Source organism: Actinocrinis sp. (genome assembly GCF_035946395.1).
GTDB lineage: Bacteria > Actinomycetota > Actinomycetes > Streptomycetales > Catenulisporaceae > Actinocrinis.
This window is the reverse complement of record NZ_DASYZI010000093.1, coordinates 1-26,761: the sequence shown is the minus strand read 5'-3', so window position 1 is coordinate 26,761 and position 26,761 is coordinate 1. Positions and strand designations below refer to the sequence as shown.

24 protein-coding genes and 2 rRNA genes are annotated in these 26,761 nt (G+C 69.6%); 15 read left to right on the top strand and 11 right to left on the bottom strand.

What is annotated here, in order from left to right; genetic code table 11:
- Window positions 1-397: ribosomal RNA gene (locus VGS97_RS06260) — 23S ribosomal RNA — on the top strand; the annotation flags it as partial.
- 169 nt (window positions 398-566) lie between these two features.
- Window positions 567-683: ribosomal RNA gene (gene rrf, locus VGS97_RS06255) — 5S ribosomal RNA — on the top strand.
- A 281-nt stretch (window positions 684-964) separates the two neighbouring features.
- Here the strand turns inward: rrf and VGS97_RS06250 are convergent.
- Window positions 965-2,143, bottom strand: a complete 1,179-nt coding sequence (locus VGS97_RS06250) for a hypothetical protein (protein WP_326852265.1) — start codon at window positions 2,141-2,143, stop codon at window positions 965-967.
- Here VGS97_RS06250 and VGS97_RS06245 point away from each other — a divergent pair.
- On the top strand, window positions 2,117-2,935 hold the full coding sequence (locus tag VGS97_RS06245) for a hypothetical protein (RefSeq protein ID WP_326852264.1): 819 nt from the start codon (window positions 2,117-2,119) through the stop codon (window positions 2,933-2,935). The genes VGS97_RS06250 and VGS97_RS06245 overlap by 27 nt on opposite strands.
- 200 nt (window positions 2,936-3,135) lie before the next feature.
- Here VGS97_RS06245 and VGS97_RS06240 read toward each other — a convergent pair whose 3' ends face one another.
- Entirely contained in the window at window positions 3,136-4,428 is a 1,293-nt protein-coding gene (locus tag VGS97_RS06240) for a DUF1015 domain-containing protein (protein ID WP_326852263.1), read from the bottom strand.
- A 122-nt stretch (window positions 4,429-4,550) separates the two neighbouring features.
- On the opposite strand from VGS97_RS06240, the gene VGS97_RS06235 reads away from it, so the two are divergent.
- Window positions 4,551-5,030: a tetratricopeptide repeat protein gene (locus VGS97_RS06235; protein ID WP_326852262.1), complete on the top strand. Its 480-nt coding sequence runs from the start codon at window positions 4,551-4,553 to the stop codon at window positions 5,028-5,030.
- Window positions 5,031-5,121: 91 nt separating this feature from the next.
- Window positions 5,122-5,991 (top strand): HAD-IIA family hydrolase, encoded by an 870-nt coding sequence (locus VGS97_RS06230; protein ID WP_349262004.1) that lies wholly within the window; start codon window positions 5,122-5,124, stop codon window positions 5,989-5,991.
- A 58-nt stretch (window positions 5,992-6,049) separates the two neighbouring features.
- Here the strand turns inward: VGS97_RS06230 and VGS97_RS06225 are convergent, their stop codons facing one another.
- Window positions 6,050-6,400: an SCP2 sterol-binding domain-containing protein gene (locus VGS97_RS06225; protein WP_326852260.1), complete on the bottom strand. Its 351-nt coding sequence runs from the start codon at window positions 6,398-6,400 to the stop codon at window positions 6,050-6,052.
- Between the two features lie 91 nt (window positions 6,401-6,491).
- On the opposite strand from VGS97_RS06225, the gene VGS97_RS06220 reads away from it, so the two are divergent.
- The 9 genes from VGS97_RS06220 to VGS97_RS06180 all read left to right on the top strand — a co-directional run bounded on the left by VGS97_RS06220 (window position 6,492) and on the right by VGS97_RS06180 (window position 17,174).
- Window positions 6,492-6,743 (top strand): hypothetical protein, encoded by a 252-nt coding sequence (locus VGS97_RS06220; RefSeq protein ID WP_326852259.1) that lies wholly within the window; start codon window positions 6,492-6,494, stop codon window positions 6,741-6,743.
- Window positions 6,744-6,860: 117 nt separating this feature from the next.
- Window positions 6,861-7,724, top strand: a complete 864-nt coding sequence (locus VGS97_RS06215) for a TlyA family RNA methyltransferase (RefSeq protein WP_326852258.1) — start codon at window positions 6,861-6,863, stop codon at window positions 7,722-7,724.
- A 28-nt stretch (window positions 7,725-7,752) separates the two neighbouring features.
- Window positions 7,753-8,694 (top strand): NAD kinase, encoded by a 942-nt coding sequence (locus tag VGS97_RS06210; protein ID WP_326852257.1) that lies wholly within the window; start codon window positions 7,753-7,755, stop codon window positions 8,692-8,694.
- A gap of 199 nt (window positions 8,695-8,893) precedes the next feature.
- On the top strand, window positions 8,894-10,729 hold the full coding sequence (recN, locus tag VGS97_RS06205) for a DNA repair protein RecN (RefSeq protein ID WP_349262003.1): 1,836 nt from the start codon (window positions 8,894-8,896) through the stop codon (window positions 10,727-10,729).
- 89 nt (window positions 10,730-10,818) lie between these two features.
- Window positions 10,819-12,015 (top strand): putative cytokinetic ring protein SteA, encoded by a 1,197-nt coding sequence (gene steA, locus VGS97_RS06200; protein ID WP_326852255.1) that lies wholly within the window; start codon window positions 10,819-10,821, stop codon window positions 12,013-12,015.
- Window positions 12,012-13,022, top strand: coding sequence for a copper transporter (locus VGS97_RS06195; protein WP_326852254.1), 1,011 nt, complete (start codon window positions 12,012-12,014; stop codon window positions 13,020-13,022). Before steA ends, VGS97_RS06195 begins: the two co-directional genes overlap by 4 nt.
- 205 nt (window positions 13,023-13,227) lie before the next feature.
- A complete protein-coding gene (locus VGS97_RS06190) occupies window positions 13,228-14,052 on the top strand; it encodes a hypothetical protein (RefSeq protein ID WP_326852253.1) in 825 nt (274 codons plus the stop codon).
- Window positions 14,053-14,305: 253 nt separating this feature from the next.
- On the top strand, window positions 14,306-15,877 hold the full coding sequence (gene murJ / locus VGS97_RS06185; protein WP_326852252.1) for a murein biosynthesis integral membrane protein MurJ: 1,572 nt from the start codon (window positions 14,306-14,308) through the stop codon (window positions 15,875-15,877).
- 115 nt (window positions 15,878-15,992) lie between these two features.
- Window positions 15,993-17,174, top strand: coding sequence for a glycosyltransferase family 4 protein (locus tag VGS97_RS06180; protein ID WP_326852251.1), 1,182 nt, complete (start codon window positions 15,993-15,995; stop codon window positions 17,172-17,174).
- 82 nt (window positions 17,175-17,256) lie between these two features.
- Here VGS97_RS06180 and VGS97_RS06175 read toward each other — a convergent pair whose 3' ends face one another.
- The 5 genes from VGS97_RS06175 to VGS97_RS06155 form a co-directional block, all read right to left on the bottom strand.
- Entirely contained in the window at window positions 17,257-18,018 is a 762-nt protein-coding gene (locus VGS97_RS06175; RefSeq protein ID WP_326852250.1) for a pseudouridine synthase, read from the bottom strand.
- Between the two features lie 78 nt (window positions 18,019-18,096).
- Window positions 18,097-18,702 (bottom strand): SMC-Scp complex subunit ScpB, encoded by a 606-nt coding sequence (gene scpB / locus VGS97_RS29440; RefSeq protein ID WP_349262002.1) that lies wholly within the window; start codon window positions 18,700-18,702, stop codon window positions 18,097-18,099.
- 440 nt (window positions 18,703-19,142) lie between these two features.
- Window positions 19,143-20,108 (bottom strand): segregation and condensation protein A, encoded by a 966-nt coding sequence (locus VGS97_RS06165; RefSeq protein WP_349262001.1) that lies wholly within the window; start codon window positions 20,106-20,108, stop codon window positions 19,143-19,145.
- Window positions 20,109-20,210: 102 nt separating this feature from the next.
- Entirely contained in the window at window positions 20,211-20,705 is a 495-nt protein-coding gene (locus VGS97_RS06160; protein WP_326852268.1) for a cobyrinic acid a,c-diamide synthase, read from the bottom strand.
- Between the two features lie 2 nt (window positions 20,706-20,707).
- Window positions 20,708-21,676, bottom strand: coding sequence for an AAA family ATPase (locus tag VGS97_RS06155; RefSeq protein ID WP_349262000.1), 969 nt, complete (start codon window positions 21,674-21,676; stop codon window positions 20,708-20,710).
- A 630-nt stretch (window positions 21,677-22,306) separates the two neighbouring features.
- Between VGS97_RS06155 and VGS97_RS06150 the strand changes: the two genes are divergently transcribed.
- Window positions 22,307-22,780: a hypothetical protein gene (locus tag VGS97_RS06150; protein ID WP_326852247.1), complete on the top strand. Its 474-nt coding sequence runs from the start codon at window positions 22,307-22,309 to the stop codon at window positions 22,778-22,780.
- A gap of 166 nt (window positions 22,781-22,946) precedes the next feature.
- On the opposite strand, the gene ald is transcribed toward VGS97_RS06150, so the two are convergent.
- The 3 genes from ald to VGS97_RS06135 form a co-directional block, all read right to left on the bottom strand.
- Window positions 22,947-24,062 (bottom strand): alanine dehydrogenase, encoded by a 1,116-nt coding sequence (gene ald, locus VGS97_RS06145; protein WP_326852246.1) that lies wholly within the window; start codon window positions 24,060-24,062, stop codon window positions 22,947-22,949.
- 249 nt (window positions 24,063-24,311) lie between these two features.
- Entirely contained in the window at window positions 24,312-24,962 is a 651-nt protein-coding gene (locus VGS97_RS06140) for an NUDIX hydrolase (protein WP_326852245.1), read from the bottom strand.
- An 11-nt stretch (window positions 24,963-24,973) separates the two neighbouring features.
- Window positions 24,974-26,614: a CTP synthase gene (locus VGS97_RS06135; RefSeq protein WP_326852266.1), complete on the bottom strand. Its 1,641-nt coding sequence runs from the start codon at window positions 26,612-26,614 to the stop codon at window positions 24,974-24,976.
- Window positions 26,615-26,761 lie beyond the last annotated feature (147 nt).

Sequence of the window (26,761 nt, the reverse complement as noted above, 5' to 3'; positions counted from 1 at the left end):
TGTCGGCTCGTCGCATCCTGGGGCTGGAGTAGGTCCCAAGGGTTGGGCTGTTCGCCCATTAAAGCGGTACGCGAGCTGGGTTTAGAACGTCGTGAGACAGTTCGGTCCCTATCCGCTGCGCGCGTTGGAGACTTGGGAAGGTCTGTCCCTAGTACGAGAGGACCGGGATGGACGAACCTCTGGTGTGCCAGTTGTCCCGCCAGGGGCATGGCTGGTTGGCTACGTTCGGGAGGGATAACCGCTGAAAGCATCTAAGCGGGAAGCCTGCTTCGAGATGAGGTCTCCCACCCCCCCGTGGGGGTAAGGCCCCCAACAGACCACTGGGTTGATAGGCCAGACATGTGAGCCCCGCAAGGGGTTGAGTGGACTGGTACTAATAGGCCGAGGACTTACCCACCCCAACCAACACAACACGTCACGCAGCACACGCGTCAAGCATCACGCGTTCTACAACACTCCTGCGTGCCTCGCATCCGCTACCCGGTTCACCAACCCCCCACCCACCCCACACCCCTACCCACACGGTCGGGGTGCGCGGGTAGTGTGCTGGGTGTTGTCACAGTTGTTGCGGCGGCCATGGCGGCGGGGAAACGCCCGGACCCATTCCGAACCCGGAAGCTAAGCCCACCAGCGCCGAGGGTACTGCCGGGGCCACCCGGCGGGAGAGCAGGACACCGCCGCACCACACACAAGCACAGGGGCCCACGACCATTTCCAGTCGTGGGCCCCTGTGCTTGTGTGTGGTGTTTGTGCACTACAACGGTGCGGAGTCTTGAACGCTTGTTGAAGCCACGGGGAAGCCAAGGCGCGCATGCCCTTGCAGGCTTTGCTCGATTGGCCAGGGCATCGGCGCGTAGGGGAGAATAGACCGATGCGTGCGTCGCCGTGCGTTCGCGTGACGTGTTCACAAGCGTACCTTTGCTGAAGTACCACGACAGGAGCCCTGAGTCGCATGTCCACCTCCTCATCCGGCCGTCCCCGCCGCCCGCCAACGGGCCGACCTACGGGGAACAAGCGCGTCGCTGGGCAGGGGCGACGTGGGCGTGACGACGAGCAGCGTGGCGGCGGCTTCGGCGGCGGCAACACGGGTGCAGGCGGGCGCGATGGCGGCAACGCCGGCCGGTCTGGTGGCGAGCGCAACCGTGACCAGGAACGTGGGGACTCCGGCTCGTCGCGTGGTCGGTACGGCGACCGGCCCTCGTATGGCGAACGTCGCGCGGGCTACGAGCAGCGTGACCGTGGCGGCGACAAGGGTTTTCAGCGCCGCGACGATCGTGGTGGTGATCGTGGTTTTGAGCGTCGTGATGATCGGCCTCGGTTTGGTGATCGGGATCGTGAGCGGGGTGGGGATCGGGGTTTTGAGCGTCGTGACGATCGCCCGCGTTTTGGTGATCGGGATCGGGACCGCGGTGGGGACCGCGGCGGCGATCGTGGGTTCCAACGTCGTGATGACCGGCCGGGTTTTGGGCAGCGGGATGATCGGCGGGGCGGGTTCGAGCGTCGTGATGATCGTCCCCGGTTCAATGATCGCGATCGTGGTGGTGATCGTGGTTTTGAGCGTCGTGATGATCGGCCTCGGTTTGGTGATCGGGATCGTGAGCGGGGTGGTGATCGGGGTTTTGAGCGTCGTGACGATCGCCCGCGTTTTGGTGATCGGGATCGGGAACGCGGTGGGGACCGCGGCGGCGATCGTGGGTTCCAACGTCGTGACGACCGGCCGGGTTTCGGCGATCGGGACCGTGGGTTCCAGCGGCGGGATGATCGCAGTGGGTTCCAGCGTCGTGACGACCGGCCCTGGTCTAATGACCGGGATCGGGACCGGGATCGTGGCGGTGATCGTGGGTTCCAGCGTCGTGATGATCGGCCGGGTTTCGGCGATCGGGACCGGGATCGGGATCGTGGCGGGGACCGCGGGTTCCAGCGTCGTGATGATCGGCCTCGGTTTGGTGATCGGGATCGTGAGCGTGACGCGCACCGCGACGAGCGGACTGCGCCTGCGGAGAGCGTTCGGGAAGAGCCCACGGTCCCGGGTATCGACGAGCTCGAACTGCCCGACGACATCGACACCTCGGATCTGGGTGCCGACATCCGTGCCGAACTGCGGACTCTCGTTCGGATGAAGGCTCAGCTCGTCGGTGGCCACCTGGTGATGGCGGGGCGCCTTGTCGACGAGGACCCCGAGAAGGCGTACGCGCACGCCCGCGCTGCACAGCAGCTCGCTCCGCGTCTGGCCGCCACGCGGGAGGCCCTCGGGCTCGCCGCCTATCTGTCGGATCGTTACGCCGAAGCGCTTTCCGAACTTCGGGCCGCCCGCCGGATCACCGGGTCCAACCATCAGTGGGCTGTGATGGCTGACTGCGAGCGCGGGCTTGGACGTCCGGAGAAGGCGCTTGAGATGGCGCAGGCTCCCGAAGCCAAGGAACTGGACAAGGCCACGCAGGTCGAGTTGCGGATCGTCGCGGCCGGGGCACGGCGCGACCTCGGCCAGCCCGAGGCGGCCGCGGTGCTGTTGCAGGGCGCGGACCTTACGCCTGCTCAGCCGGAGCCGTGGACCGCTCGGCTGCGTTACGCCTACGCGGAGGCGTTGCTCGACAGCGACCGGGAGGACGAGGCTCGGGACTGGTTTGCGCGTGCGAGCGAGGTGGATCCCGAGGGGTTGACCGGAGCGGGCGAGCGGTTGGCCGAGCTGGACGGTCTCAGCTTCGAAGACGTCGAGGAAGAGTTCGACGAGGACGAGGATGAGGTCGACGAGGACGAGCTCGACGGCGATGACGACGAGTCGGATGACGAGCTCGACGATGAGTTTGATGACGAAGAGGACGACGACGAAGACGGCGAGGATGGGGACGAGGAAGACGCCGACGGCGAAGTCGTCAAGGACTCTGATGATGACAAGCCGGTCGGGCCTGATCTGGAGAACGACGAAGAGCAGTAGGCCGCAGTAGGTAGTTGATAGTAGGCGGTAGCGGCAGATTGCGGTGGCGAACGAGGCGAGCGGGCTCCTGGTGGGGTCCGCTCGTTCTTGTTATCGGCGCATGTTGGTGGGGCGGGGAATGGCTGCGTGGGATGGCGGGGCGGTAATGGGTGTGTGGCGTGGGCGGGGTGATGATGGCAGGAGGGGTGGCTCCGGTGGGATCAGTTCAGCTCGTCCAGGAGGCGTAGCACTAGGCCGGTGGCCGGCTTGGGCGCGAATGCGGTCGACTTGCGGGGCATGCGTACTCCGGCGGCCGCGAGGTCGAGCACGGTGGACTCGGCGACCGGTCGCAGCAGGATCGCGAGGCCGTGGTGACGGTGCGCCTCGATTACCGCGTTCTTCGCGTCGTGGTCGAACCTGATGTGGTCGGCCGTGTCGGTTACGCCCCAGACCTTCTGCGCGAGCGCCGCGTGCAGCACCGTCGCGTCGAGACTCCGCCATGCTTCGGGGCGGTCGTGGGGGACCGCCTCCGTGAGGAGTTCGGGTTGCGGATCTGAGATCAGCCAGGCGCGCTGGCCGTCGACTGCGGCGAACGCGATGCGGTTCGGCGGGATATGCGCCAACTCGGCTTGGGCCGCCCGGTACCCGCCCTCCACCGGCTTCACGTCGAACCACTTGCCTGCCGCCTCGATCGCCGGGTCCGTCGGGAGATCGGGGATCCAGCGGTGGATGCCTTTGACGTGGAGTGGATGCCGCTTCGAATCGACGAGCAGCGCTAGGCCGTGGTCGCTGCCCGGCCTGCCCAACGTGGCCAGGCGCTGGTACGCCGCGTAGCGGTGGTGGCCGTCGGCGATCAGGGAGCGGCGCTGTGCCAGGTCCGCCGCGATGACTGCGTGCTCGTCTGAGGCGGTGATGGGCCAGAGACGGTGGTGGGTGCCCTCGGCGGTCGCCGCGTCGACGATCGGGTCGGGGCCGGCGGCATACTGTTCGACCAGATCGGAGGCCGGGCCGCCGCCCTCGTACGTGAGCAGGATCGGCTCGGGATTCGCCCCGAGCGCGTGCATGAGCGCCCGGCGGTCGGCCACGACGGCGTCGACGACGTCCTCGTGGGGGAGCACCGGCCCCGAGTCGTCCCTCGGCAGCTTCAACGCCCCGATCAGGCCGCGTTGCAGGCCCGCCGGACCGGTCTGCTCGTAGACGTACAGCGCCGGTTCCGGGTCCAGGACCAGCGCTCCTTCCTCACGCCACTCGTGCAGCGTGCGGGCGGCGCGCCGGTAACGCAGGCGGGTGTCCGGCTCGTCCAGCTCCGGAAGGATCAGCCGAACGACGTTATGTGCGCCGCTTCTGGCAAGTCGATGTGCCTGGATTGGGTCGATCATGTCGTACGGTGGCGATATGACTGCCGCCGGGTCGCCAACCCTGGCGCGCGCGAACCGCAGCCCGCGGAATGGGACGAGCGCGAGCCGTCCCTTGTCGTGGGCGCGCCGGTCGTCGGCCTCCGGGGCAGAGTTCATATGCAAATGCTATGGGGTGCCGCCGACGGGTAAGGCACCACGACGACCGGGCGGCCACGACCGCTCGGGGAAAAAACAGGAACAGCGGTAACAGCGGCAGACGCAACTCCGGGAGGCGCGAAGTGACCGAGGAAGCGCAGTGGCACGGGAACGAATCGGACGAGCAGCGGGCCGGCGAAACCGAGCCGCTCGACGACTCCACCCTCTCCGGAGAGGCTTACGACTGGTATCAGCGCGGCGTCCAGATGCTCGACAGCGGCAATCCCGCCGCAGCGACACAGCTGCTGTCGCGTGCGGCCGACCGTGTCCCGCGCTCGCGGTCGGTGCTTGAGGCACTGGCACGGGCACAGTTCGACGCGGAGCAGTACCGCGAAGCTGCGGACGCGTTCAGAACGCTCGCGCAGTCCAACCCGAGCGACGATTATGCACAGTTCGGCTGGGGGCTGGCAGCCGCACGGCTAGGCGACTACGAACTCGCCGTCGAGCACCTCGCGCAGGCTGCGGCGATGCGGCCCGACGTGCGTTACTACACGCAGGCGTTGCGTGGGGCGCGGGCGACTGTGCGCTCTCGGTCGGGTGCGGGCAAGCAGGGGCACTCGTAGACCCGCTGGCTTTGTGATGCTTGTTTCGTCGTGTGTGGGGAGTAGATCGAGCGGGCGGGAGCCCGTGAGAAAATCAGTTGTTGTGACGAACATCGGTGGCGGGGCGGACGAATCGACGGCGTCGAATGCGGATCGGCGAGCGGTAAACAAGCCGCTCGCTGCGTCGTATGACACGGCGCTTCTCGATCTTGACGGAGTGGTGTACCGAGGCGCGGACGGCGTACCGCACGCTGTGTCGTCGCTGATGGCGGCCGCCGATCTGGGGATGCGGCTCGCATACGTCACGAACAACGCATCACGCACCCCGGAGGCCGTCTCCGAGCATCTGCGGGAACTCGGGCTTGCTGTGGAGACGACTGACGTCGTCACGGCGGCGCAGGCGGTCGCGCGGCTGATCGCGGAGCAAGTGCCTCGGGGCGCTCGTGTGCTGGTGATTGGCGGAGAAGGGCTGCGGCAGGCGCTGCTGGGGCATGGACTGGCGCTGGTCAGCAGCGCGGACGACGACCCGGCGGCGGTCGTGCAGGGGTATCTGCCAGACACGTCGTGGAAGGACCTCGCGGAGGCCGCATACGCCATCGAACGCGGCGTGCCGTGGTTCGCCGCGAACACGGACAGGACGATGCCGACTGCGCGGGGGATCGCGCCGGGCAATGGTGCGCTGGTAGGCGCGGTCGCGGCGGCAACGGGCACGTGGCCTACCGTTGCGGGTAAGCCGGAACCTGCGCTGCATCGCGAGTCGGTATTGCGTACCGGTGCGCGGCGTCCACTGGTCGTCGGCGATCGACTGGACACCGACATCGAGGGTGCGAACCGGGTCGGGGTCGACTCGCTGCTGGTGCTCACCGGTGTCACCCGGTTGGAGCAGTTGCGTGACGCGCCGAAGGAGCATTGGCCGACCTATGTGGCTGCGGACCTGCGCGGGTTGATCGAGCCTGAGCGGCTGGTGGATTGGCGCGGGTGAAGTGCCGTCGAGGCGGGTGAGTCGCTGGTGAGCCTGCGGCGGGAGCGGCGGACTACCGTCAGAAGATCTTGCGCAGTTTCAACAGGTCGCCGAACGAGGCGCTGACCTTGATCCGGCCGGCCGTCCAGGCCGAGACGAAGTTCAGCCGGCCGTCCACCAGCTTCAGCAGGTCGTCGCTCGGGATGGTCAACCGGATCTGCGCACCTGGCGCGGCCGAGCCGTTGTCGTAGGACTTCACGTTCAGCAGCCGCGCGTCCTTCAGCGTGCCGTGGAAGGTCGTGTCCAGATCCGGGATCCGGCAGCTGACGGTCCGCTCCAACCGGTGCTGCTCGCGGTGCTCGTCATCGAGCCCGCCGAGCTTGGTCGCCAACCGGTCCAGGGCCTCGGCGCATTCGTTCTTGGTCGCCATGGGTGGCCACCTTACAACCGACGACGTGCGCGGCGCGGTACCGTCGGGTGGATAATGCACGGTCGGCGCGCAGGGAAAAGGACGGCAGGAGATGGACGGCGAGGACGTGGCGGTGGCCGGGACGGCGGTCGCGGCTGCGCAGCGTATGGGGTCCGAATTGCCTGCGGAGATGGTCGTGCCGGAGCTGGAACCCACCGGCCACCCGGAAGTGGATGTAGCCCTGGAACGGCTGCGGGTGCTGGGCGAGACCCCGACTGGGGCGCATGCGGACTTGTATGACGGCGTGCATCAGCGGTTGCAGGATGTGCTGGCGCAGATCGACCAGCGCGACGCGGGACGGTAGCGGTGGTTCCGGGCGCTGGGGTTCGAAGCGCCCGGGTTCTGGGCGCGGTGGTCGAGGGCGCAGCGGTTGAAAGCACAGTCGGACACGGGCGCGGCTAAGGCTAGGCGGGGTGCACGGATGGCTGGACAGGCACGGCGGCGGCTCGATGCCGAGCTGGTCCGGCGCGGCCTGGCCCGCTCGCGGGAACAGGCGGTCGAGCTGATCGCGGCCGGCCGGGTCACGGTGGGCGGGCAGGCCGCGGGCAAGGCGGCGAGCCAGGTCGAGACCTCGGCGGCGATCGTCGTGGCCGGGGCCGCAGGCGGGGAGGAGGAGTACGCATCGCGTGGCGGGCACAAGCTCGCGGGAGCGCTCGCTGCGTTCGGGCCACGCGGGCTTGCGGTGGCGGGACGGCGCTGCCTTGACGCTGGGGCGTCGACCGGTGGGTTCACCGACGTGCTGCTGCGAGCCGGTGCGCGGCAGGTGGTCGCGGTGGATGTGGGTTACGGGCAGCTCGCCTGGCGTTTGCGGACCGATCCGCGTGTCGTCGTGGTGGATCGGACCAACGTGCGCGATCTGACGCTGGAGCAGATCGGCGGCGAGTCGGCGGAACTTGTCGTCGGCGACCTTTCGTTCATCTCGCTGACGCTGGTACTGCCCGCGCTCGTGCGCTGTGCGGCGCCTGCGGCCGACCTCGCGCTGATGGTCAAGCCGCAGTTCGAGGTCGGGCGGGAACGCCTCGGCTCCGGCGGCGTCGTGCGTGACCCGGCGCTGCACGCGGACGCCGTGCGCACGGTCGCCGCCGCCGCATGGGCGCTGGGGCTCGGTGTGCTCGGGGTTACCGCGAGCCCGCTCCCGGGGCCGAGTGGCAACGTGGAGTACTTCGTGTGGCTGCGCGCCGGGGCGCCACCGCTCGCCGAGGACGAGGTGGCGCGTGCAATCGCGCAGGGGCCCGCCGGGCGTGCTGGGGCGCCGGTAGGGCGTGATGAGCGGGTACAGGGATGAGCGATGACCACGATCATAGGGAGCGTGCGTGACGGGCGAGGACAGGGACGGTGAACGCGCGAAGCGCAGCGTCCTGCTGATCACCCACACCGGGCGAGCCGAGGCGAAGGACGCGGCGCACAAGGTCGCGCACTGGGTGTCCGCCGCGGACATCGAGGTGCGGGTGCTCGCTGGCGACGTGGACGGCGTGGACTTCGGGCCTCGCGCCCGGATCGTCCCGGACTCCGAGGACGCCGTGGACGACTGCGAACTGGTGGTCGTGCTCGGCGGCGACGGCACGCTGTTGCGCGGCGCGGAACTGGCTCGCGCGGCCGGCATCCCGCTGCTCGGGGTCAATCTCGGCCGGGTCGGTTTTCTGGCCGAGGCGGAGCTTGAGGACCTGCACGAGGTGGTCGAGCGGATCGTCGAGCAGCGTTACGGGGTCGAGGAGCGGATGACCCTCGACGTGACGGTGCTTCAGGACGGCCAGGCGGTCGGGCGCACCTGGGCGCTCAACGAGGCCAGCGTGGAGAAGCGCTCACGGGAACGGATGATCGAGGTCCTGATCGAGATCGACGGCCGGCCGCTGTCCCGCTGGGGCTGCGACGGAGTCGTCTGCGCGACGCCGACCGGCTCGACCGCGTACGCGTTCTCGGGCGGCGGGCCGGTCGTCTGGCCCGAGGTCGAGGCGTTGCTGCTGGTGCCGATCTCCGCGCACGCGCTGTTCGCCCGGCCGCTCGTCGTGGCGCCGACCTCGCTGCTGGCCATCGAGATCGAGGAGGGTTGGGGGTCGAGCCCCGAAGGCAGCGCAGTACTGTGGTGCGACGGACGGCGGATGCTCGACCTGCCGCGAAGCGCACGCGTTGAGGTACGCCGTGGTGAGCGGCCGGTGCGCCTGGCACGGCTGCATGACGCACCGTTCACCGATCGTCTGGTTGCGAAGTTCGCGCTGCCGGTGGACGGCTGGCGGGCACGTAACACCGCACCGTAATAGGGCTGATCACCCGTCAGAGGGGCTGTGGGTAAGCACCCTCTTCGAACTTGGCCAGGGCCGCGGCGCAGCGTCGGCCGACGCGTAGCGGCGGACGAACCTACAGCTGCACACAGAGCCCTGGTTGAGTTCGAAGAGGCGGGTAAGGATGGGCCCGTTGTCCGGCTGTTCCGCTAATCTCACCAGTGTGCTGGAGCAGATGCGCATCCGCGGCCTCGGGGTGATCGAGGATGCCGTGTTGGAGTTGTCGCCCGGCTTCACGGTGGTCACCGGCGAGACCGGGGCGGGCAAGACCATGGTCGTCAGCGGGCTGGATCTGCTGTTCGGCGGTCGCGCCGAGACCACCCGGATCAGGCCGGGGGCGGACCGCGCCACCATCGAGGGGCGGGTGCTGATCCCCGCCGGCGGTTCCGTCGCGCGCCGCGCCGTGGAGGCGGGCGCGGCGATAGACCCGGTCGGGGCCGGGGCGGACGGCAGCGAACAGGTGGAACTGCTGCTCGCGCGGGTAGTCGGCAGCCAGACGGCGGGCACCGGATCGGGTGCGGGCTCGAACGCTCAGGTGCGCTCGCGCGCGCATCTGGGCGGCCAGGCCGTGCCGGTGTCGATGCTCTCCGATCTCGGCGAGGACCTCATCGCGATGCACGGGCAGTCCGCGCAACAACGGCTTCTACAACCCGCACGGCAGCGTGCCTCGCTCGACCGGTACGCCGGGGACGCCGTATCGCGTCCGTTGGCGGAGTATCGCGCCGCGTACCGGGAGTACCGCGACGCCGCTGCGGAGCTTGAGGAACTGACGACACAGGCGCGTGAACGTGCGCGAGAAGCCGACGCGCTGCGCTACGGACTCGCCGAGATCGAGAAGGTGGAGCCGGTCGCCGGTGAGCTTGAGCAGCTGATCGCGGAGTCGCAGCGGCTGGGTAATGCGGAGTCGCTGCGTGCGGCGGCTGCGACGGCACATGAGGCGCTGGTGGCAGCCGACGACGCCGTCGGTACGGGTGATGCGTCGTCCTTGGTGAGCGCGGCTCGTCGGGTGATCGACCAGGCTCGTGCGGACGATGCGGCGCTCGCCCCGATCGCCACGCGCCTGGAGGAGCTGTACTGGCAGCTCACGGAGACTGCCACGGATTTGGCCGGATATCTCGCCGGGATCGAGGCGGATCCGGTGCGCCTCGAAGTGGTCAACGAGCGGATCGGCGACCTGGAGAATCTGTGCCGCCGCCACGGGCCGACGCTTGACGATGTGCTGACCTGGGCCGGGCAGGGTGCGTTGCGGCTGGCTGAGCTTGAGAACGATGACGACCGCATCGAGCAGTTGCGCTCGCGCCGCAATGCCCTACGCGCGCAGCTGGCCGGTTACGCCGCCGAGGTGTCGGCTGCGCGCCGCGCGGCTGCCGAGAAGTTCGCCGCTGCGGTGACGACAGAGCTCGCCGAGCTCGCCATGCCGCACGCACGTATCGCCGTGCACGTGGCGCAGCGCGAACTGTCACTCGACGGGGACGGCGCGCCCGCCGCGAACAGCCTGCCGGTCCCGGATCCGGACACCGGCGCCGAACGGCTGGTCGCCTTCGGCCCGAACGGCATCGACGACGTCGAGTTGCGGCTCGCTCCGCACCCCGGCGCGCCGTACCTGCCCATCGCGAAGGGCGCCTCGGGCGGTGAACTGTCGCGCGTGATGCTCGCCGTCGAGGTGGTCTTCGCCGGTGCGGATCCCGTGCCGACGTTCGTGTTCGACGAGGTGGACGCCGGGGTCGGCGGTAAGGCGGCGGTCGAGGTCGGCCGTCGGCTCGCCCGGCTCGCGCGTACCGCACAGGTCATCGTCGTCACGCACCTGCCTCAGGTCGCGGCTTTCGCGGACAGGCAGCTGTTGGTGCGTAAGGAGAGCGACGGCTCGATCACCTCGTCGGGTGTGACCGTGCTGGGTGAGGCGGAGCGCCGACGCGAGTTGGCGCGTATGCTCTCCGGCCTGGAGGATTCCGAACTCGGCCAGGCGCATGCCGACGAGTTGTTGGCGGCCGCGCACGCCGAGCGACGATAGGGCCTACGTTTCCCCTGGGTTGATCGAGCTCGTTGACCAGTGACGCGGCGGGGCGTGCCAGAGCGCGCGGACCTGGCAGGATTGTCCCGATGAGGATGACCGCGCGCGCCCCGCAGCGCCCGGCGGAGCCCGAGCCGCTGCCCGGACCCGCCGCGGGCGGGATCGTGCGCGTCGACCGGCGTACCAAGAACCTCACGAAAAGACTCCAGGCCGGCGAGATAGCGGTCATCGACCACCAGGACATCGACCGCGTCGCCGCCGAGGGGCTGGTCGCCTGCCGCCCCGCCGCGGTGGTCAACGCCTCCGCGTCGATCAGCGGCCGCTACCCCAACCTCGGGCCGCAGATCATCGTCTCCGCCGGGATCCCGCTGATCGACCGGGTCGGACCGCAGGTGATGACGCTGGCCCGGGAGGGTGAACGGCTGCGCGTCGAGGGGAACGTGCTGTTCCGCGGGGACACTCCGCTGGCCGCCGGGCGGCTGCTGGACGCCGAGGGCGTCCTCGCCGCGCTGGAGGAGGCGCGCGCCGGGCTCTCCGAGCAGCTGGAGTCCTTCGTCGAGAACACCCTTGAGTACCTGCGCAAGGAGCGCGACCTGCTGCTCGACGGCGTGGGCGTGCCCGGCCTGAGAACCGACCTCGACGGTCGGCACGTCCTGATCGTCGTGCGTGGATACCACTTCCTGGAGGACCTGAGAACGCTGCGCCCGTACATCCGCGAGTACCGGCCGGTCATGATCGGCGTGGACGGCGGCGCGGACGCCATCATCGAGGCCGGATACCGGCCGCACCTGATCGTCGGCGACATGGACTCCGTCTCGGACGACGCGCTCGCCGGCGGTGCCGAACTGGTCGTGCACGCCTACCCGGACGGCCGCGCACCGGGCATGGAGCGGCTGCGCCGGTTGGGCCGCCAGTGCGTGGTGTTCCCGGCGGCCGGGACCAGTGAGGACGCGGCGATGCTGCTGGCCGACGAGCACGGCGCCAAGCTCATCGTCGCGGTCGGCACGCACGCCAACCTGGTGGAGTTCCTGGACAAGGGCCGCGGCGGCATGGCCTCCACCTTCCTGACCCGGCTGCGGGTCGGCGGCAAGCTGGTGGACGCCAAGGGCGTCTCCCGGCTCTACCGCAGCCAGATCTCCACCGCCTCGCTGCTGCTGCTCATCGGCGCCGCGGTGGTCACCGTCGCGGCCACGGTGCTGGTCTCGCCGCTGGCCGGGCTGTACTGGGAGGTCCTGCGCGGTTACTGGGACTCCTTCGTGTTCTGGGTACAGGGGCTCTTCTCATGATCGACTTCCGGTACCACGTGGTGTCGATCATCGCGGTCTTCCTGGCGCTGACGGTCGGCCTGGTGCTCGGCGCCTCGTTCCTCAGCAGCGCGCAGATCGACATCCTCAAGGGCCAGATCACCAGCGCCAACAACGCCAAGAGCGACCTGGAGAACCAGAACCGCACGCTGGACACCCAGAAGAAGCAGTTGCAGGACTACATCGACGAGACCAAGGACAACCTCGTCGCCAACCAGCTCTACAACGACTACGTGGTCGTGGTGCGCGCCGCGGGCTCCGACCAGGGCTCCGTCGAGTCCGTGCTCGCGCTGGCCAAGCAGGCCTCCGCGACGATCACCGCGGACGTCACCATCAACCCGGCCTTCACCGACCCCACCAGCGCCGACCAGCTCGCGACGCTGCTGTTGGACTACGCCCCGACCGGGCAGAGCCTCGCCGGTGACGACACGGTCACCCAGGCGATGGACCTGCTCTCCGAAGCGCTGACCGTGCAGGCCGGCGCGGGACCGAACACCACGCCGCCGTCGAGCGTCGCGCCGACCACAATGACACCCGAATGGTCCATCAAGACGCTCAAGGCGTTCAGGGACATAGGCGTGATCACCGTGACCGTGATGCCTAACGCCGCCTCGATGACCAAACCCACCGCCGCCTTCATCGCCGCTCCGGGAAAGGTGGCGCCGGATGCCGAGACCCTCGCGTATGTGACGCTTGCTCAGGCACTGCGCGCATCCGGCGTGGGGCCGGTGATCGGCGGCACCGCGGTCGCGGCAGGGGAGGGCGGAACGATCGCGGCGGTGTTGAAGAACGCCACCACGGCCAGGACGGTCTCGACGGTCGACGACATGGATCAGACGGCCGGTCAGGTCGCCGTCGTGTTCGTGCTCTATCAGGAGAGCGCGAATCCGCAGGCCGCCGCCGGGCACTACGGGACGACCGGTTCGACCGACGGTCTGCTGCCCAAGCTTCCGAGCCTGCCGGCGGTACCCTCGCCCGGCGTCGGGTAAGGACGGACAGAGATAGAACGGACGGACCAGGTTCATGGGAATCGCTGCCAGGGTCGCCGCCAAGGCGTTGGTCACCTCTTCGAACTTGACCATGGCCGGCGGCCTAGGGTCGGCCGACGCGCAACGGCGGGCGAGCTTACAGCCGCTCATAAGGCCACGGTCACGTTCGAAAAGCCCGTTTGTCCACGGTGTCGTCGCGGCGGCGGTGGGTGCCACGGCGGCCCGCCTCGCCTTCGCGGCGGCGCGCGGTGCCGTGACGGAGGGCGGCGGCGCGGGCCGCGATCCCAAGCTGTGGAACCGGGTCAACCATCGTGGTGAACCGGTCACCCTGCTCGAAGGCCCGGCGTATGCAGCCGGCGCGGCGGCGGCCCTGGCCATCGTCCCCGGCGTGCCCCCGGCGCTGCGTACCGCGGCCGTGGGCGCTGCGGCCGGCGCCGGAGCGTTCGGCGTATACGACGACTTGTATGGCAGCGGCGACAAGCGCGGGCTGCGCGGCCACCTCGGTGCGCTGGCGAAGGGCGAGCTGACCACCGGAGGCGTCAAGATCCTGGGTATCGGCGCCGCCGGGCTGCTCGCCGGTGCGCTGGTGCGGCAGGGGCCGCAGGACACGATCGTGGACAAGTTGCTCGCTGGCGTCACGATCGCGGCGGCGGCCAACGCGGTCAACTTGTTCGATCTGCGGCCGGGGCGCGCCATCAAGGCGGCGACGATCGCAGCAGCGCCTGCGGTGCTGCTGCGCGGCAGTGCGACGCCCGGCGCGTTGGCGGTACGCTGCACGGGCCTAGGCGCGGCGCTCGCCCTGCTGCCCGAGGACCTCGACGAGCGGGCCATGCTCGGCGACGCCGGGGCGAACGCGCTCGGTGCGGTCCTCGGCACCGCGGCGGTCGCCTCCGCCTCGCGGGCCGGCCTGGTCTGGCGTGCCGCCGCGCTGGCCGCCGTGAACCTGGCCAGCGAGAAGGTATCGTTCACAAAGGTGATCGCGAGTACCCCGCTGTTGCGTGCCCTGGACGGATTAGGCCGTCGTGCCTGATAGCCCCGCCCCGCTGCCTTCTGTCGACGATCCGCTGGTACAGCCGGTCGCACCGGTTGACACGCGTCTCGTCGCCGTTTGGCGCGGTAGGGCACTGTTGAAAGGCAGCGGACGACTCGATCACACGCAAGTCGATGCTGCGTCAGATGGTCAATCGACGGATACGCGTGTACAGACGACCGAGCGCGCGGCACGACGGCGTGCGGCTTTTGGCACCGTCGCGGGCGGCGCCGCACTGATTGCGGCTGTCACCGTGCTCTCACGGACCGTCGGTTTTCTACGTACACTCGCCTTCTCGCACACCGTCGGCACGCAGTCGCTCGCGGACGCGTACAACATCGCGAACCAGGTCCCGAACACCGTCTTCGACATCGTCGCCGGCGGCGCGCTGGCCAGCGTCGCTGTGCCGCTGCTGGCCGGACCGCTCGCGCGCGGCGAGCGCGCGCAGGCGGAGTCGATCATCTCGGCGCTGCTCACCTGGACCGTCGTGGTACTGGTGCCGCTCAGCCTGGCCGGCATCGCGTTCTCCGGGGAGCTCGGCGTGCTGCTCGCGGGCGACCACACTCCGCACGGCGCGTATGCCGCCACGGTCAGCCGCTTCCTGGTGCTTTTCCTGCCGCAGATCCCGCTCTACGGCGTAGCCGTCGTGCTGTCCGCCACGCTGCAATCCGATCGGCGCTTCCTGTCCCCGGCGCTCGCGCCGCTGCTCTCCAGCGTCGTCGTGGTCGCCACGTACCTCACGTTCGGCGCGCTCGACCCGGACGCGGCGAGCGACCGCCCGGGTACCCGAGGCACCACCTCGCACCTGTTTCTCGGACTTGGCACAACCCTGGGCGTCGCGACGCTCGCACTCAGCCTGCTGCCGGCCGTACGCAGCAGCGGCCTGCGCCTACGGCCGCGTTTCCGCTTCCCGGCCGGAATCGCCCACCGCGCGCGGCACCTCGCCGCAGCGGGAATAGCAACGCTTGCCGCGCAGAACGTCGTGGTGCTCGGTGTGGTGCTTCTTACCAGCCATACGTACGTGGCAACCGGTTCGTTGACGGTCTACACGTTCAGCTGGGCGGTGTTCGTGCTCCCGTACGCGGTGCTGGCGTTACCGATCGCGACGACAGCTTTCACTGAGCTGGCGGCGCGCGCGGACAGCGGCGATCTCGCCGGATTCCGCTCCGGTGTCGCGACGACGAGTCGCGCGGTGATGATCGCCGCATGCGGCGGCGCGGCGCTGTTGGTGGCGACCGCGTGGCCGATGGCGTACCTGTTCATCGCGGCGCCGACCGGTCCGCGGCCGGCAATGATGGCCCACGGGCTGCTCGCCTTCGCCTTCGGGCTGCCCGGCTACGCCGCGATCGCGCACCTCGGCCGCGTCCTCTACGCGAACGGCCACGGCCGGGACGCCGCCTGGGCCACGGTGGTCGGCTGGCTGACCGTGCTGGCCGCGGACGTCGTGCTGGTCTGGCGCTTCCCGCCGACCGAGGCGGTCGCGGCGCTCGGCCTCGGCAACGCCTGCGGGATGACCGTCGCCGGAATCATGCTGCTGGGCGCCACGCGACGGCACTGCGGGCCTGGCACCTTCGCCGGGCTGCCCGGCGCCGCCGCGGTCGGCACGCTGGCCGCGGCGGCCGCGGGTGCGGCGGGCTGGCTGGTCGCGAGCTGGATCGGCCCGACCGGCTCCGCCGCGGCGCTGGGCACGGCGTTGCTGTGCGCGCTCGTCGCCGTGGGGGTGTTCGCCATGGTGCTCTTCGCCCTCGACGACGGCGATCTGCGGCGGTTGCTCGAACGCGCGCTGCGGCGCTGGTACGCGGGCAGGGCCGAGGAGCCCAGATGACACCGATACCGATGGCGCTGGCCCGAATGACACCGGCCCGAATGACACCGGCCCGGATGGCACTGGTTTGGATGGCACTGACCCGGATGATACTGGCACCGTGCCCGGAGTCCCCATGACACTGCACATCGCGCTGGTCCTCGGCGCGAGTACCGGCGGCATCGGCGTGTACGTGCGGGATCTGGCGGCCGGGCTGGTCGAGCGCGGCTTCCGGGTGAGCGTCGCGGCGCCCGCAGAGACCGGGGAGCGCTTCGGATTCACCCGGGTCGGCGCCGAGTTCAGGCCCGTGCCGATCACCGGCGCGGTCAACCCCGCCAGGGGGGCGACAATCGTCAGGGCTCTGCGCTCTGCGGTCGACGGAGCCGACGTCGTCCACGCGCACGGTGTGCGAGCGGGCGCGCTGGCCGGGATGGCGTTGGCTCGCCGCGACACGCCGAGCGTGGTCACGCTGCACAACGCGATTCTCGCCTCCGGCGTCAGATCCCGGCTGCTGACCGGCCTAGAGAAGCTGGCCGTGCTGCGTGCGGATGTCGTGCTCGGCGCCTCAGCGGACCTCGTCGAGCGTGCGCGCGCCCTCGGTGCCCGTGACGCGCGCTACTGCCCGGTTCCGGCGCCGCCATTGCCTCCACCGACGAAGGATCGCGCGCAAGTGCGCGCCGAACTCGGTGTCGGCGCGGACGCAGGTGACGGTGGCGGTGAACGTGGAGGTGAAAGTGGCGGTGAACGTGCCGATGAGCGGATCCTGGTACTGGCGGTCGGCCGCCTCGCGCCGCAGAAGGACTACGCGACTCTCCTGCGCGCGGCACAGCTTTGGCAGAACGACTCGCATCCCACCGGATCGCCGACGTCCGCGCCGCGCTTGGTGATCGCAGGAGGTGGTCCGCTGCGTGAGGCGCTTCAGGCGCAGATCGATGCGTTACGGCTCGACGCGACGCTGCTAGGGCACCGCACCGATATCGCCGACCTCCTCGCCGCCGCCGACCTGCTCGCGATGTCCTCCACCTGGGAGGCTCGTTCGCTCGCGGTCCAGGAGGCGATGCGCGCAGGCGTGCCGGTGGTGGCCACCGCGGTCGGCGGCACGCCGGAGCTTGCGCGGGACGCGGCCATCCTCGTCCCGCCGGGCGATCCGCACGCGCTCGCCGCTGCCGTGACCCGCCTCGTGCAGAACCCCGGCGAGCGAGCCAGGCTCGCCGCGATGGGCCGTGAGCGCGCAGGCGAGTGGCCGGACGCCGAACAGTGCCTGACGCAGCTCAGCGAGCTCTACTCGACGCTCGCGGCCATGCCGCGGAAAACGTGACCGCAGGGCAGCAGTTCCTTCGCTCGCGACCTGTTTAGTGAAGGTCCGATGATCACATCTTGGCCGATTGCATCTTGGCTGATCACATCTTGACTGCCGAGTACAACGCGCCGATCTCCTGTTGAGTCAGGCTGCGTACCTTGCCGGGGCGCTGCTCGCCGAGCCCGACGGGTCCGAAGTGCGTGCGCACCAGGCGGTTGACCGGGAACCCGGCCTCCGCCAGCAGCCTGCGCACGATGTGCTTGCGGCCTTCGTGCAGCACCACTTCGACCAGCGCCTGCCTGCCGACCGCGTCCACCATCTTGAAGCTGTCGACCCGTGCGAGGCCGTCTTCGAGCAGGATGCCCTCACGCAGCCGCTTGCCCAAGCCACGCGGGATGACGCCCTCTACCTGCGCGAGATACGTCTTCTTGACGCCGTACGACGGATGCGTGAGCCGGTGTGCCAACTCGCCGTCGTTCATCAGCAGGATGAGCCCCTCGGTCTCGGCGTCGAGGCGGCCGACGTGGAAGAGCCGCTGCGCCCGGCCCTCGACAAGATCGCCGAGGTTCGGGCGGCCCTCCGGGTCCGCCATCGTGGACAGCATGCCGATCGGCTTGTTCACGGCCAGGTAGACCGCGTTGGCGGACGACGCGACACGCATCCCGTCGACGTGGATGACCGCCTTCTCCGGGTCCACCCGCATGCCCTGCGAGCGCACCGGCTTGCCGTCGACCGCCACCCGGCCCTGCTCGATCAGGTCCTCGCAGGTGCGGCGTGAGCCCACCCCGGCGGCGGCCAGGACTTTCTGTAGCCGCACGCCCTCCTCGTTCGGGTCGTGCAGGGGCGCTGCGCGCCGTTCCATCTTCGTCTCCATCACAGGTACATCCGTACACGCATATGTGTCCGCCGCTCGGGCTCGTGCACGCGCCCGGTCGGCGGCTCAGGCCTCGTTCTCGTCCTCGATCTCGGCGGCGCTGGGCAGCAGCGGGGCCAGATCCGGCAGCTCGTCGAGGCCCTTGAGGCCCATCCGCTCCAGGAAGTACCCGGTGGTCTGGTACAGCAGCGCCCCGGTCTCGTGCTCGGTGCCGCACTCCTCCACCAGGCCGCGCGCGATCAGGGTCCGCATCACGCCGTCGCAGTTGACCCCGCGGATCGCGGACACCTTCGAGCGGCTGACCGGCTGACGATAGGCCACCACGGCCAGAGTCTCCAAAGCGGCCTGGGTGAGCTTGGCCTGCTGGCCGTCGCGCACGAACCGCTCGACCACCGGAGCGCACTCGGGCCGCGAGTAAATACGCCATCCCGTCGCGCCGGGGCCCCGGCTCCCGTGGGCGCCGTCGGCGATGCCGACCTCGCGCAGTTCGAACCCGCGGCCCTGCGCAGCGTACTCCTCGGCCAGCTCACGCAGCGCCTCGGCGACCTCGTCCTTCGGGCGCTCGACCACCTGGGCAAGCACGACGTCGGTGACCGGCTCGTCGACCACCATCAGGATCGCCTCAAGGCACGTCTTGAGCGGCGGCAGCGGCCCGGAGACGTCTCCGGCCAGCTGCCAAGCGGGCTCGACGGCCGGGACGTCCTCCCGGGCGCGGCGGGATTCGGCCAGCGACTCGTTGAGCGCGACCAGCCCGTCGACCACGTCGCCCCGCTGCGGCTCGATCTCGTCGAGCGAGGCCTGTGCCTGCGCCGGGATGACGGCGACGATGGTGCTGTCAGGACCGAGACCGGGGGCTTCGGTGTGAGAGACGTCAGGGTCGGAGGCCTCGGCGTCGTCAGCTGATGAGTTGTCAGTGATGTCATCGGAGACAACGTCAGTTGCGGCGGCGTCATCGGCGGCGGCATACATGCCATACGCATCCGCAGCCGACTCGGCTTCTTCCGGCTCGGATTCTCCTGCTGCGAACTCGTGTTCCGGCTCGGGCTCTATCCGCACGCCGAGAGCCGCCCAGAACGCCGCGCCGCCCCCGTTCGGGGCATCGCCGTTGGTCGTCATTCAGCTGCCTCCTGCGTGCGTTGCGCCGGAACCACGGCCACAGACTGTGCCCATGAACTGTCTGGCTCGTCTGAACCATGTGGCTCGTCGGGCTGCTCGTCCTGCCGCTCGTCGTGCGACTCGTCGGGCTGCTCCCGGCGGGCCGGATCGCCCTCGAACTCCTCGTCGAGATCGATCTCGCCCTCGTCGCTGCCGGTCCAACGCACCGTCAGTTCACCGAACGGGGTGACCTGGTCGAAGCCGACGGCCTTCTCGCGGAACAGTTCCAGCAGCGCCAGGAACCGGGCGACGATGTGGATCGTGTCGGGCGCGTCGGCGATCAGCGTGCGGAAGGTCGCGGTGCGCAGCCTGCGCAGTTTCTCGGCGATCAGGTTCGCCTGCTCGCGGATCGAGACCTGGATCTGGTGGATGTGCTCGATCGAGACGGTCGGCGGCTGACGTGGCGTCATCGCGCGCACCGCGAGCGCCGCGAACTGTTCCGGCGACAGGCTGATCAGGACCTCGGGCAGCAACTCCTTGAACGCGGGCTCCAGCGGCACCGACCGCGGATGGCGCAGCGAGCCCAGCGCGTAACGTCCGGCCAGCTGCGATGCGACCTGCTTGTACGCCCGGTATTGCAGCAGCCGTGCGAACAGCAGGTCGCGCGCCTCCAGCAGCGCGAGGTCCTCCTCGTCCTCGACCTCGGCGGCGGGCAGCAGCCGGGCCGCCTTGAGGTCCAGCAGCGTCGCCGCGACCAGCAGGAACTCGCTGGCCTGGTCCAGGTCCCAGTCAGGGCCCTTGCCGTGGATGTACGCGATGAACTCGTCGGTCACCTTTGACAGAGCGAGCGTGGTGACATCGAGCTTGTGCTTGGCGATCAGGCCGAGCAGCAGGTCGAACGGGCCCTCGAACTCCACGAGGTGCACCCGGAACGTGCCGGCCCTGCTGCCTCGCCCGGTCAGCGGCTCGCCGCCGGCCGGCATGCTCTCGGCGACCGAGCCGTCCGCGACGGGCGACACGGCGTCGGCCCTCGTCGTCGGTACGTGCTCGGTCGGCTCCACACGCCCACTGTATTACGCCGGGGCTCAGCGCCCCCGCAGCGAACGGATCAGCAGTGAGCCGTCGCCGTTGGCCGCGAAGTCGGCGAGCACCAGGTCGATCGCCTCACGCACGATGCGGCCACGGTCCACCGCGAGGCCGTGCTCGGCACGCAACGCGATCCGGGCCTGCTCCAAGCCGAGCAGTTCCTCCGGCGAGACGTAGACGGTGATCTTCTCCTCGTGCCGCTCCCGGCCGGTCGCGCCGCGCGATCCCGTTCCCGTGGCGCGGGTGGTCGCGCGCACACGGGCAGCACCGGAGCGCGGCTCCGGCGTGCGCGCTTCTTCGTAGCCGGGCACGAAGTCCCGCTCCTCGAAGCCGCCCGGCTCCTCGACCGGGTCGGGCACGGCGCGCAGCCGGTCCGCTCCCGGGCGCGGTGCGAGCGCCGAACTGCCCACGGCGGACAGGCCCGCCCCGGTTATCCCGCCGGGGCGGTGCGTGCCCGCGCCGGTCGGACGGAACAGTTCGTCGGCTTCGGGCATCCTCACTCGGCGGGGCACCTCGCCAGCACCTCCCTGGCGAGCTGGCGGTACGCGGCCGCGCCAACCGAGCTCGACGCGTAGGACGTGATCGGCTCGCCGGCCACGGTGGTCTCAGGGAAGCGCACCGTGCGGCCGATCACCGTGTGGAAGACCTGGTCGCCGAACGCCTGCACCACCCGGGCCAGCACCTCACGGCTGTGCACGGTGCGTGCGTCGTACATCGTTGCCAGGATCCCGTCGAGCTCCAGCTCGGGGTTGAGCCGCTCGCGCACCTTCTCGATCGTCTCGGTCAGCAGCGCCACCCCGCGCAGCGCGAAGAACTCGCACTCCAACGGAACGATCACGCTGTGCGCCGCCGTCAGAGCGTTGACGGTCAGCAGGCCGAGCGAGGGCTGGCAGTCGATGATGACGTAGTCGTAGTCGGACAGCGCGGGCTTGAGCGCGCGGGCCAGCGAGGACTCCCGCGCCACCTCGGTGACCAGCTGCACCTCGGCCGCCGACAGGTCGATGTTGCTCGGCAGCAGGTCCATCCCCGGGGTGACCGTCTTGAGCAGGATGTCGTCGAGGCTCACCCCCCGCTCCATCAGCAGGTTGTAGACCGTGCGGTCCAGCTCCATCGGGTTGACTCCGAGCCCGACCGACAGGGCGCCCTGCGGGTCGAAGTCCACCAGCAGCACCTTGCGGCCGTACTCGGCCAGCGCCGCACCCAGGTTGATGGTCGAGGTGGTCTTGCCGACCCCGCCCTTCTGGTTGCACATCGCGATGATCTTCGCGGGGCCGTGGTCCATCGCCGGGCGCGGCGCGGGGAAACGCGGCATCGGCCGGCCGGTCGGGCCGACGCGCTCACGCCGCTGGGTCGCTGGGTCCGGGGCGAGCGTCGCCGCGTACTCCGGGTCCGGCTCTATCTCCGCGTCCGGATCGAAGCCGTCCTCGAAGCGCAGTTCGTCGTCGATGCCGTACGGGTCGTCGATCTCGACGTCGCCGGTCCACGGACCGCTGGTCACAACCGTTCCTCCTCGACCGCTCCCTCCGGCGAGCGCCGCCGTCCGAGAGTCGGCGTATGTGGATTCGCTCACCTGCCGGTCATCCTCCCAAATTGCCTGTGCGGGGCGAGCCCCCCGAAGGTGCCCCCCACAGCAGTGGCCACGGTGTCCACCGTCAGCAGTGTCCACCGAGGAAGCGTCAATTGTCGACCTATGTATTCATCGCCCTGACGCCATGGTGACACTGACTCTAGGCGCGACCCTCCAATTACAGCAAGGCGGGGTCGCTCCAGTGGAGCAACGCGCGGAGCACGGCGAGTATTCGTCGACAAATCACCATCGTCAAGCCGGCGGCGGTTCCTGGCGCCCCGTCAGAATCGGCCGCCGGTGTGTCACTGAGCGAACCGCGGAAGTCGACTCGTTCGACGTCAGGTCACAGAAAGCCCGGAAATACCGTCGTTGCCGGCACCGACCTGTGATCTTGCCGGCCCTTAAGGGCACGTTTCGCTCACGGCCCCTATCGCAACAGGCCCCGACGCTGTAAAAGTATGGCGACTCGCTGACAGGAGAAGCGGGCTGCTCGCTGACGCCGGTCGGCGCGCACTTATGGAGGGGTACATGGATCTGACGAAGCTCGGGCGCAACGAGCGCGCCCTCGCGATAGTCGGCGTACTCGCGCTCATCGACACGTTCCTGCCGTGGTACTCATGGTCGGTCGGTCCCATCTCGGGCAGCTGGAGCGGCTGGAACTCGGGTTTCGACGCCTGGTTCCCGCTGCTCCTGCTCGTGGCGATCGGTGTGCTCGTCGCGCTGCCAGCCTTCGGGCAGACCGTCGTCGTCCGCGGTGGATACGCCGCTTTCGCCGCCGCGTCGCTGTTGGCGACCGTGCTCATCCTCATCCGGTGGCTGACGTTCGACTCCCAGTCCGCCGTCTACGCCAGCATCGGTCCGGATTTCGGGACCTACGTCGGCCTGATCATCGGGATCGCCGCGACGGTGTTCGCATATCTCGGATTCACCGCCGCCGGCGGCACGCTCAACAACTTCGCCGACGCGTTCAAGGCACACCCGGGGCAGCAGCCGCCGCAGTAATCCGAAGCGGCAATGGAATAGGGACAAGCGTTCGAACGGTGGCCCGCACTCCCAGAGCGGAGTGCGGGCCAGCGTGTGTATTCGAAGACGGCGTGCATCCGCAGACAGTGCGTATCCGACGTTCGTGTGATGTACCGAAGAGTGCTGTCGCGCGATTGCGGGCGTGTCAGGCCAGGACTTCGTCGAGCTTGAGTGACGACAGACCGTGCGCGTCGGCGACCGGTGTGTACGTCAGCTCACCGGCGTGCGTGTTCAAGCCCAGCGCCAGCGCGTGATCGGTGCGGCAGGCTTCCTTCCAGCCCTTGTTCGCCAGCTCTACCGCGTAGGGCATCGTCACGTTCGTCAACGCGTGAGTGGACGTGTTGGCCACCGCGCCCGGCATGTTCGCCACGCAGTAGAACACTGAACCGTGCACCTGGAACGTCGGCTGCGCGTGCGTCGTCGGCCGCGAATCCTCGAAGCAGCCGCCCTGGTCGATCGCGATGTCCACCAGCACCGAGCCCTGCTTCATCCGCGAGACCAGTTCGTTGCTCACCAGCTTCGGCGCCTTCGCCCCCGGGATCAGCACCGCGCCGATCACCAGGTCGGCCCCCAGCACCGCCCGCTCCAGCTCGAAGGCGTTGGAGTGGACCGTCTTGATCCGGTTGCCGAAGACCCGGTCGGCCTCGCGCAGCTTGGCGATGTCCCGGTCCAGCAGGGTCACCTCGAAGCCCATGCCCACGGCGATCGTGGCGGCGTGCCAGCCGGAGACGCCCGCGCCGATCACCACGGCCTTCGCCGGGGCCACGCCGGGCACGCCGCCGGGCAGTACGCCGCGGCCGCCGGAGAAGCGCATCAGGTTGTACGCGCCGACCTGCGGGGCCAGCCGGCCGGCCACCTCGGACATCGGGGCGAGCAGCGGCAGCGAGCCGTTCGGCAGCTGCACCGTCTCGTACGCGATCGCGGTCACGCCCGCCTTGAGCAGCGCGTCGGTGCACTCACGCGACGCGGCCAGGTGCAGGTACGTGAACAGCGTCTGGTCGCCGCGGATGCGGTGGTACTCCTCGGCGATCGGCTCCTTGACCTTGAGAATCAGGTCGCCTTCGGCCCACACCTCGTCCGCCGAGGACAGGATCGCGGCCCCGGCGGCGGTGAAGTCCGCGTCCGGGATCGAGGAGCCGAGCCCGGCCTCGGCCTCGACGAACACCTGGTGCCCCGCCCGGGCCAGCTCGTGGACGCCGGCCGGGGTGATCGCGACCCGGTACTCGTGGTTCTTGACTTCGCGGGGGATACCGACCTTCACGGCGTTCGTCCTTCGAGGCGGAAATCAGCGGTCTTATCGGGAAACCATGCCGAAACCGGAAGAAACCGGTGCTCTGGCTACTGAAAGCGTAGCCGCGCACCGGTCCGTGGGGACGCCGCTGAGCCTTACACGCTGCGTCAGGTTTTCCGCAACGGTCGACGAAGTGTCGTAGCGCCGGCTCTTGCTTCATGGAGAAGGCCGAAACAAGCCTTCGATTCGAAGATCAAACGGCGTGCTTCATTACGATTGCTAGAACGGGCGCGCAGGCCACGGCGCGTCGACCGGCCGCAGCGCGTCCACGCCGCCCGGCTGGGCGCGCGCCGCGGCCAGCGCCAGCACGCCGATCACCGTCGCCGCAGTGGTGACCCGGCCGTCGAGTACGGCTTGGAGCAGCTCGTCGAACGGCACCCAGAGCTGCTCCATGTGAGCCTCTTCTTCCTCGCGCACATGCATTTCACCGGTCGCCTTGCCGACTGCGCGCGCGAGGAACACCCGCGTCGCCTCATCGGACGAGCCGGCGCTGTTGTAGAAGTCCGCGAGCACACGCCAGTCCTCCGCCCGCAGGTCGGTCTCCTCCCACAGCTCGCGCGCGGCGGCCTCCTGCGGCGGCTCGCCCCGCTGCCGCCGGTCGTGCAGACCGGCGGGCAGTTCGACCAGGCGCCTGCCCACCGGATGCCGGTACTGCGTGATGATCAGCACATTGTCTTCATTGTCGAGGGCGAGCACGGCCACCGATCCCGAGTGCAGGATGTAGTCGCGGACGAGAGCGCTCCCCGCAGGCGTCCGCACCCGGTCGCGCCGAAAGGTGGTGATCCCGCCGGCGGCGAGGTCCTCACGCTGTTCGACCGGCCACTGCTCCGGGCTGTCGGCAAGGGTGGACGGTGTGTCAGTAGACGGCATGTGAGCGAATGTTACTTGCCCTTCCGGCGGCCCACGGCGGCGGCCACCAGGCCGATGAACAGGGGGTGCGGCCGGGTGGGCCGGGAGCGCAGTTCCGGGTGCGCCTGAGTGGCCACGAAATAGGGGTGCACGTCGCGGGGCAGTTCGATGAACTCGACGAGGCGGCCGTCCGGCGAGGTGCCGGAGAACTGGATGCCTCCGGCGCAGATCTTCTCCCGGTAGGCGTTGTTCACCTCGTAGCGGTGCCGGTGCCGCTCCTCGATCTTCGCCTCGCGGTACAGCTCGCGCACCAGCGAGCCCTCCGCGAGTTCCGCCGGGTAGAGGCCGAGCCGCATCGTGCCGCCCATGTCGCCGTCGCCGGAGACGATGTCCACCTGGTCCGCCATGGTGGAGATCACCGGGTGCTCGGGGTTCTCGTCGAACTCGGCGGAACCGGCGCCCTCAAGCCCGGAAAGGTGCCGGGCGGCCTCGATGACCATGCATTGCAGGCCCAGGCACAGCCCGAGGGTCGGCAGCTTGTGCTCGCGCGCGTACCTGGCCGCGTTGATCTTGCCCTCGATGCCGCGCACGCCGAAGCCGCCGGGGATGCACACCGCGTCGACGTCCTTGAGCTGCTTCGCCGCGCCCGAGTCGGTCTCGCAGGTGTCCGAGGCGACCCACTTGACCTTCACCCGCGCGTCGTTCGCGAAACCGCCGGCGCGCAGCGCCTCGGTCACCGACAGGTAGGCGTCCGGCAGGTCGATGTACTTGCCGACCAGCGCCACGGTCACCTCGTGCTTCGGGTGGTGCACCCGGCGCAGCAGCTCGTCCCAGGCGTGCCAGTCCACGTCGCGGAACGGCAGGTCGAGCCGGCGCACCACGTAGGCGTCCAGGCCCTCGGCGTGCAGCACCTTCGGGATGTCGTAGATCGAGGGCGCGTCGGCCGCGGTGGCCACCGCCTCCTCGTCCACGTCGCACATCAGCGAGATCTTGCGCTTGATCGAGTCGGGGATCGGCCGGTCCGCGCGGCAGACGATTGCGTCCGGCTGGATGCCGATCGAGCGCAGCGCGGCCACCGAGTGCTGCGTCGGCTTGGTCTTCAGCTCCCCGGACGGCCCGATGTACGGCACCAGCGAGATGTGCAGGAAGAAACAGTTGCCCCGGCCGATCTCGTGCCGCACCTGCCGGGCCGCCTCCAGGAACGGCAGCGACTCGATGTCGCCGACCGTGCCGCCGACCTCGGTGATCACGATGTCCACCGGCGCGCCGTCCACCTCCACGGCGTCCATCGCCAGGATGCGGGCCTTGATCTCGTTGGTGATGTGCGGGATGACCTGCACCGTGTCGCCGAGGTACTCGCCGCGCCGCTCCTTGGCGATCACCGTGGAGTAGACCTGGCCGGTGGTCACGTTCGCGAAGCCGTGCAGGTCGGTGTCGAGGAAGCGCTCGTAGTGGCCGATGTCCAGGTCGGTCTCGGCGCCGTCGTCGGTGACGAAGACCTCGCCGTGCTGGTAGGGGGACATCGTGCCCGGGTCCACGTTGATGTACGGGTCGAGCTTCATGATCGAGACCGAGAGGCCCCGGCTCTTGAACAGTCGGCCCAGGGATGCCACCGTGATGCCCTTGCCCACCGAAGACGCCACCCCACCGGTCATGAACAAGAATTTGGCCATCGCTGCCTCCTCAGGCTGCGGGCGTCCACCGGACGCCCCTACGCGCGCCGCGCGCGACGCGCCCCCGACGATCCGCCCGATCCGCTCGATCCGCCCGATCCGCCCGACCCGGCCCGGCGCGCCGCGCGCCCGCGCCCATGAGAGCGC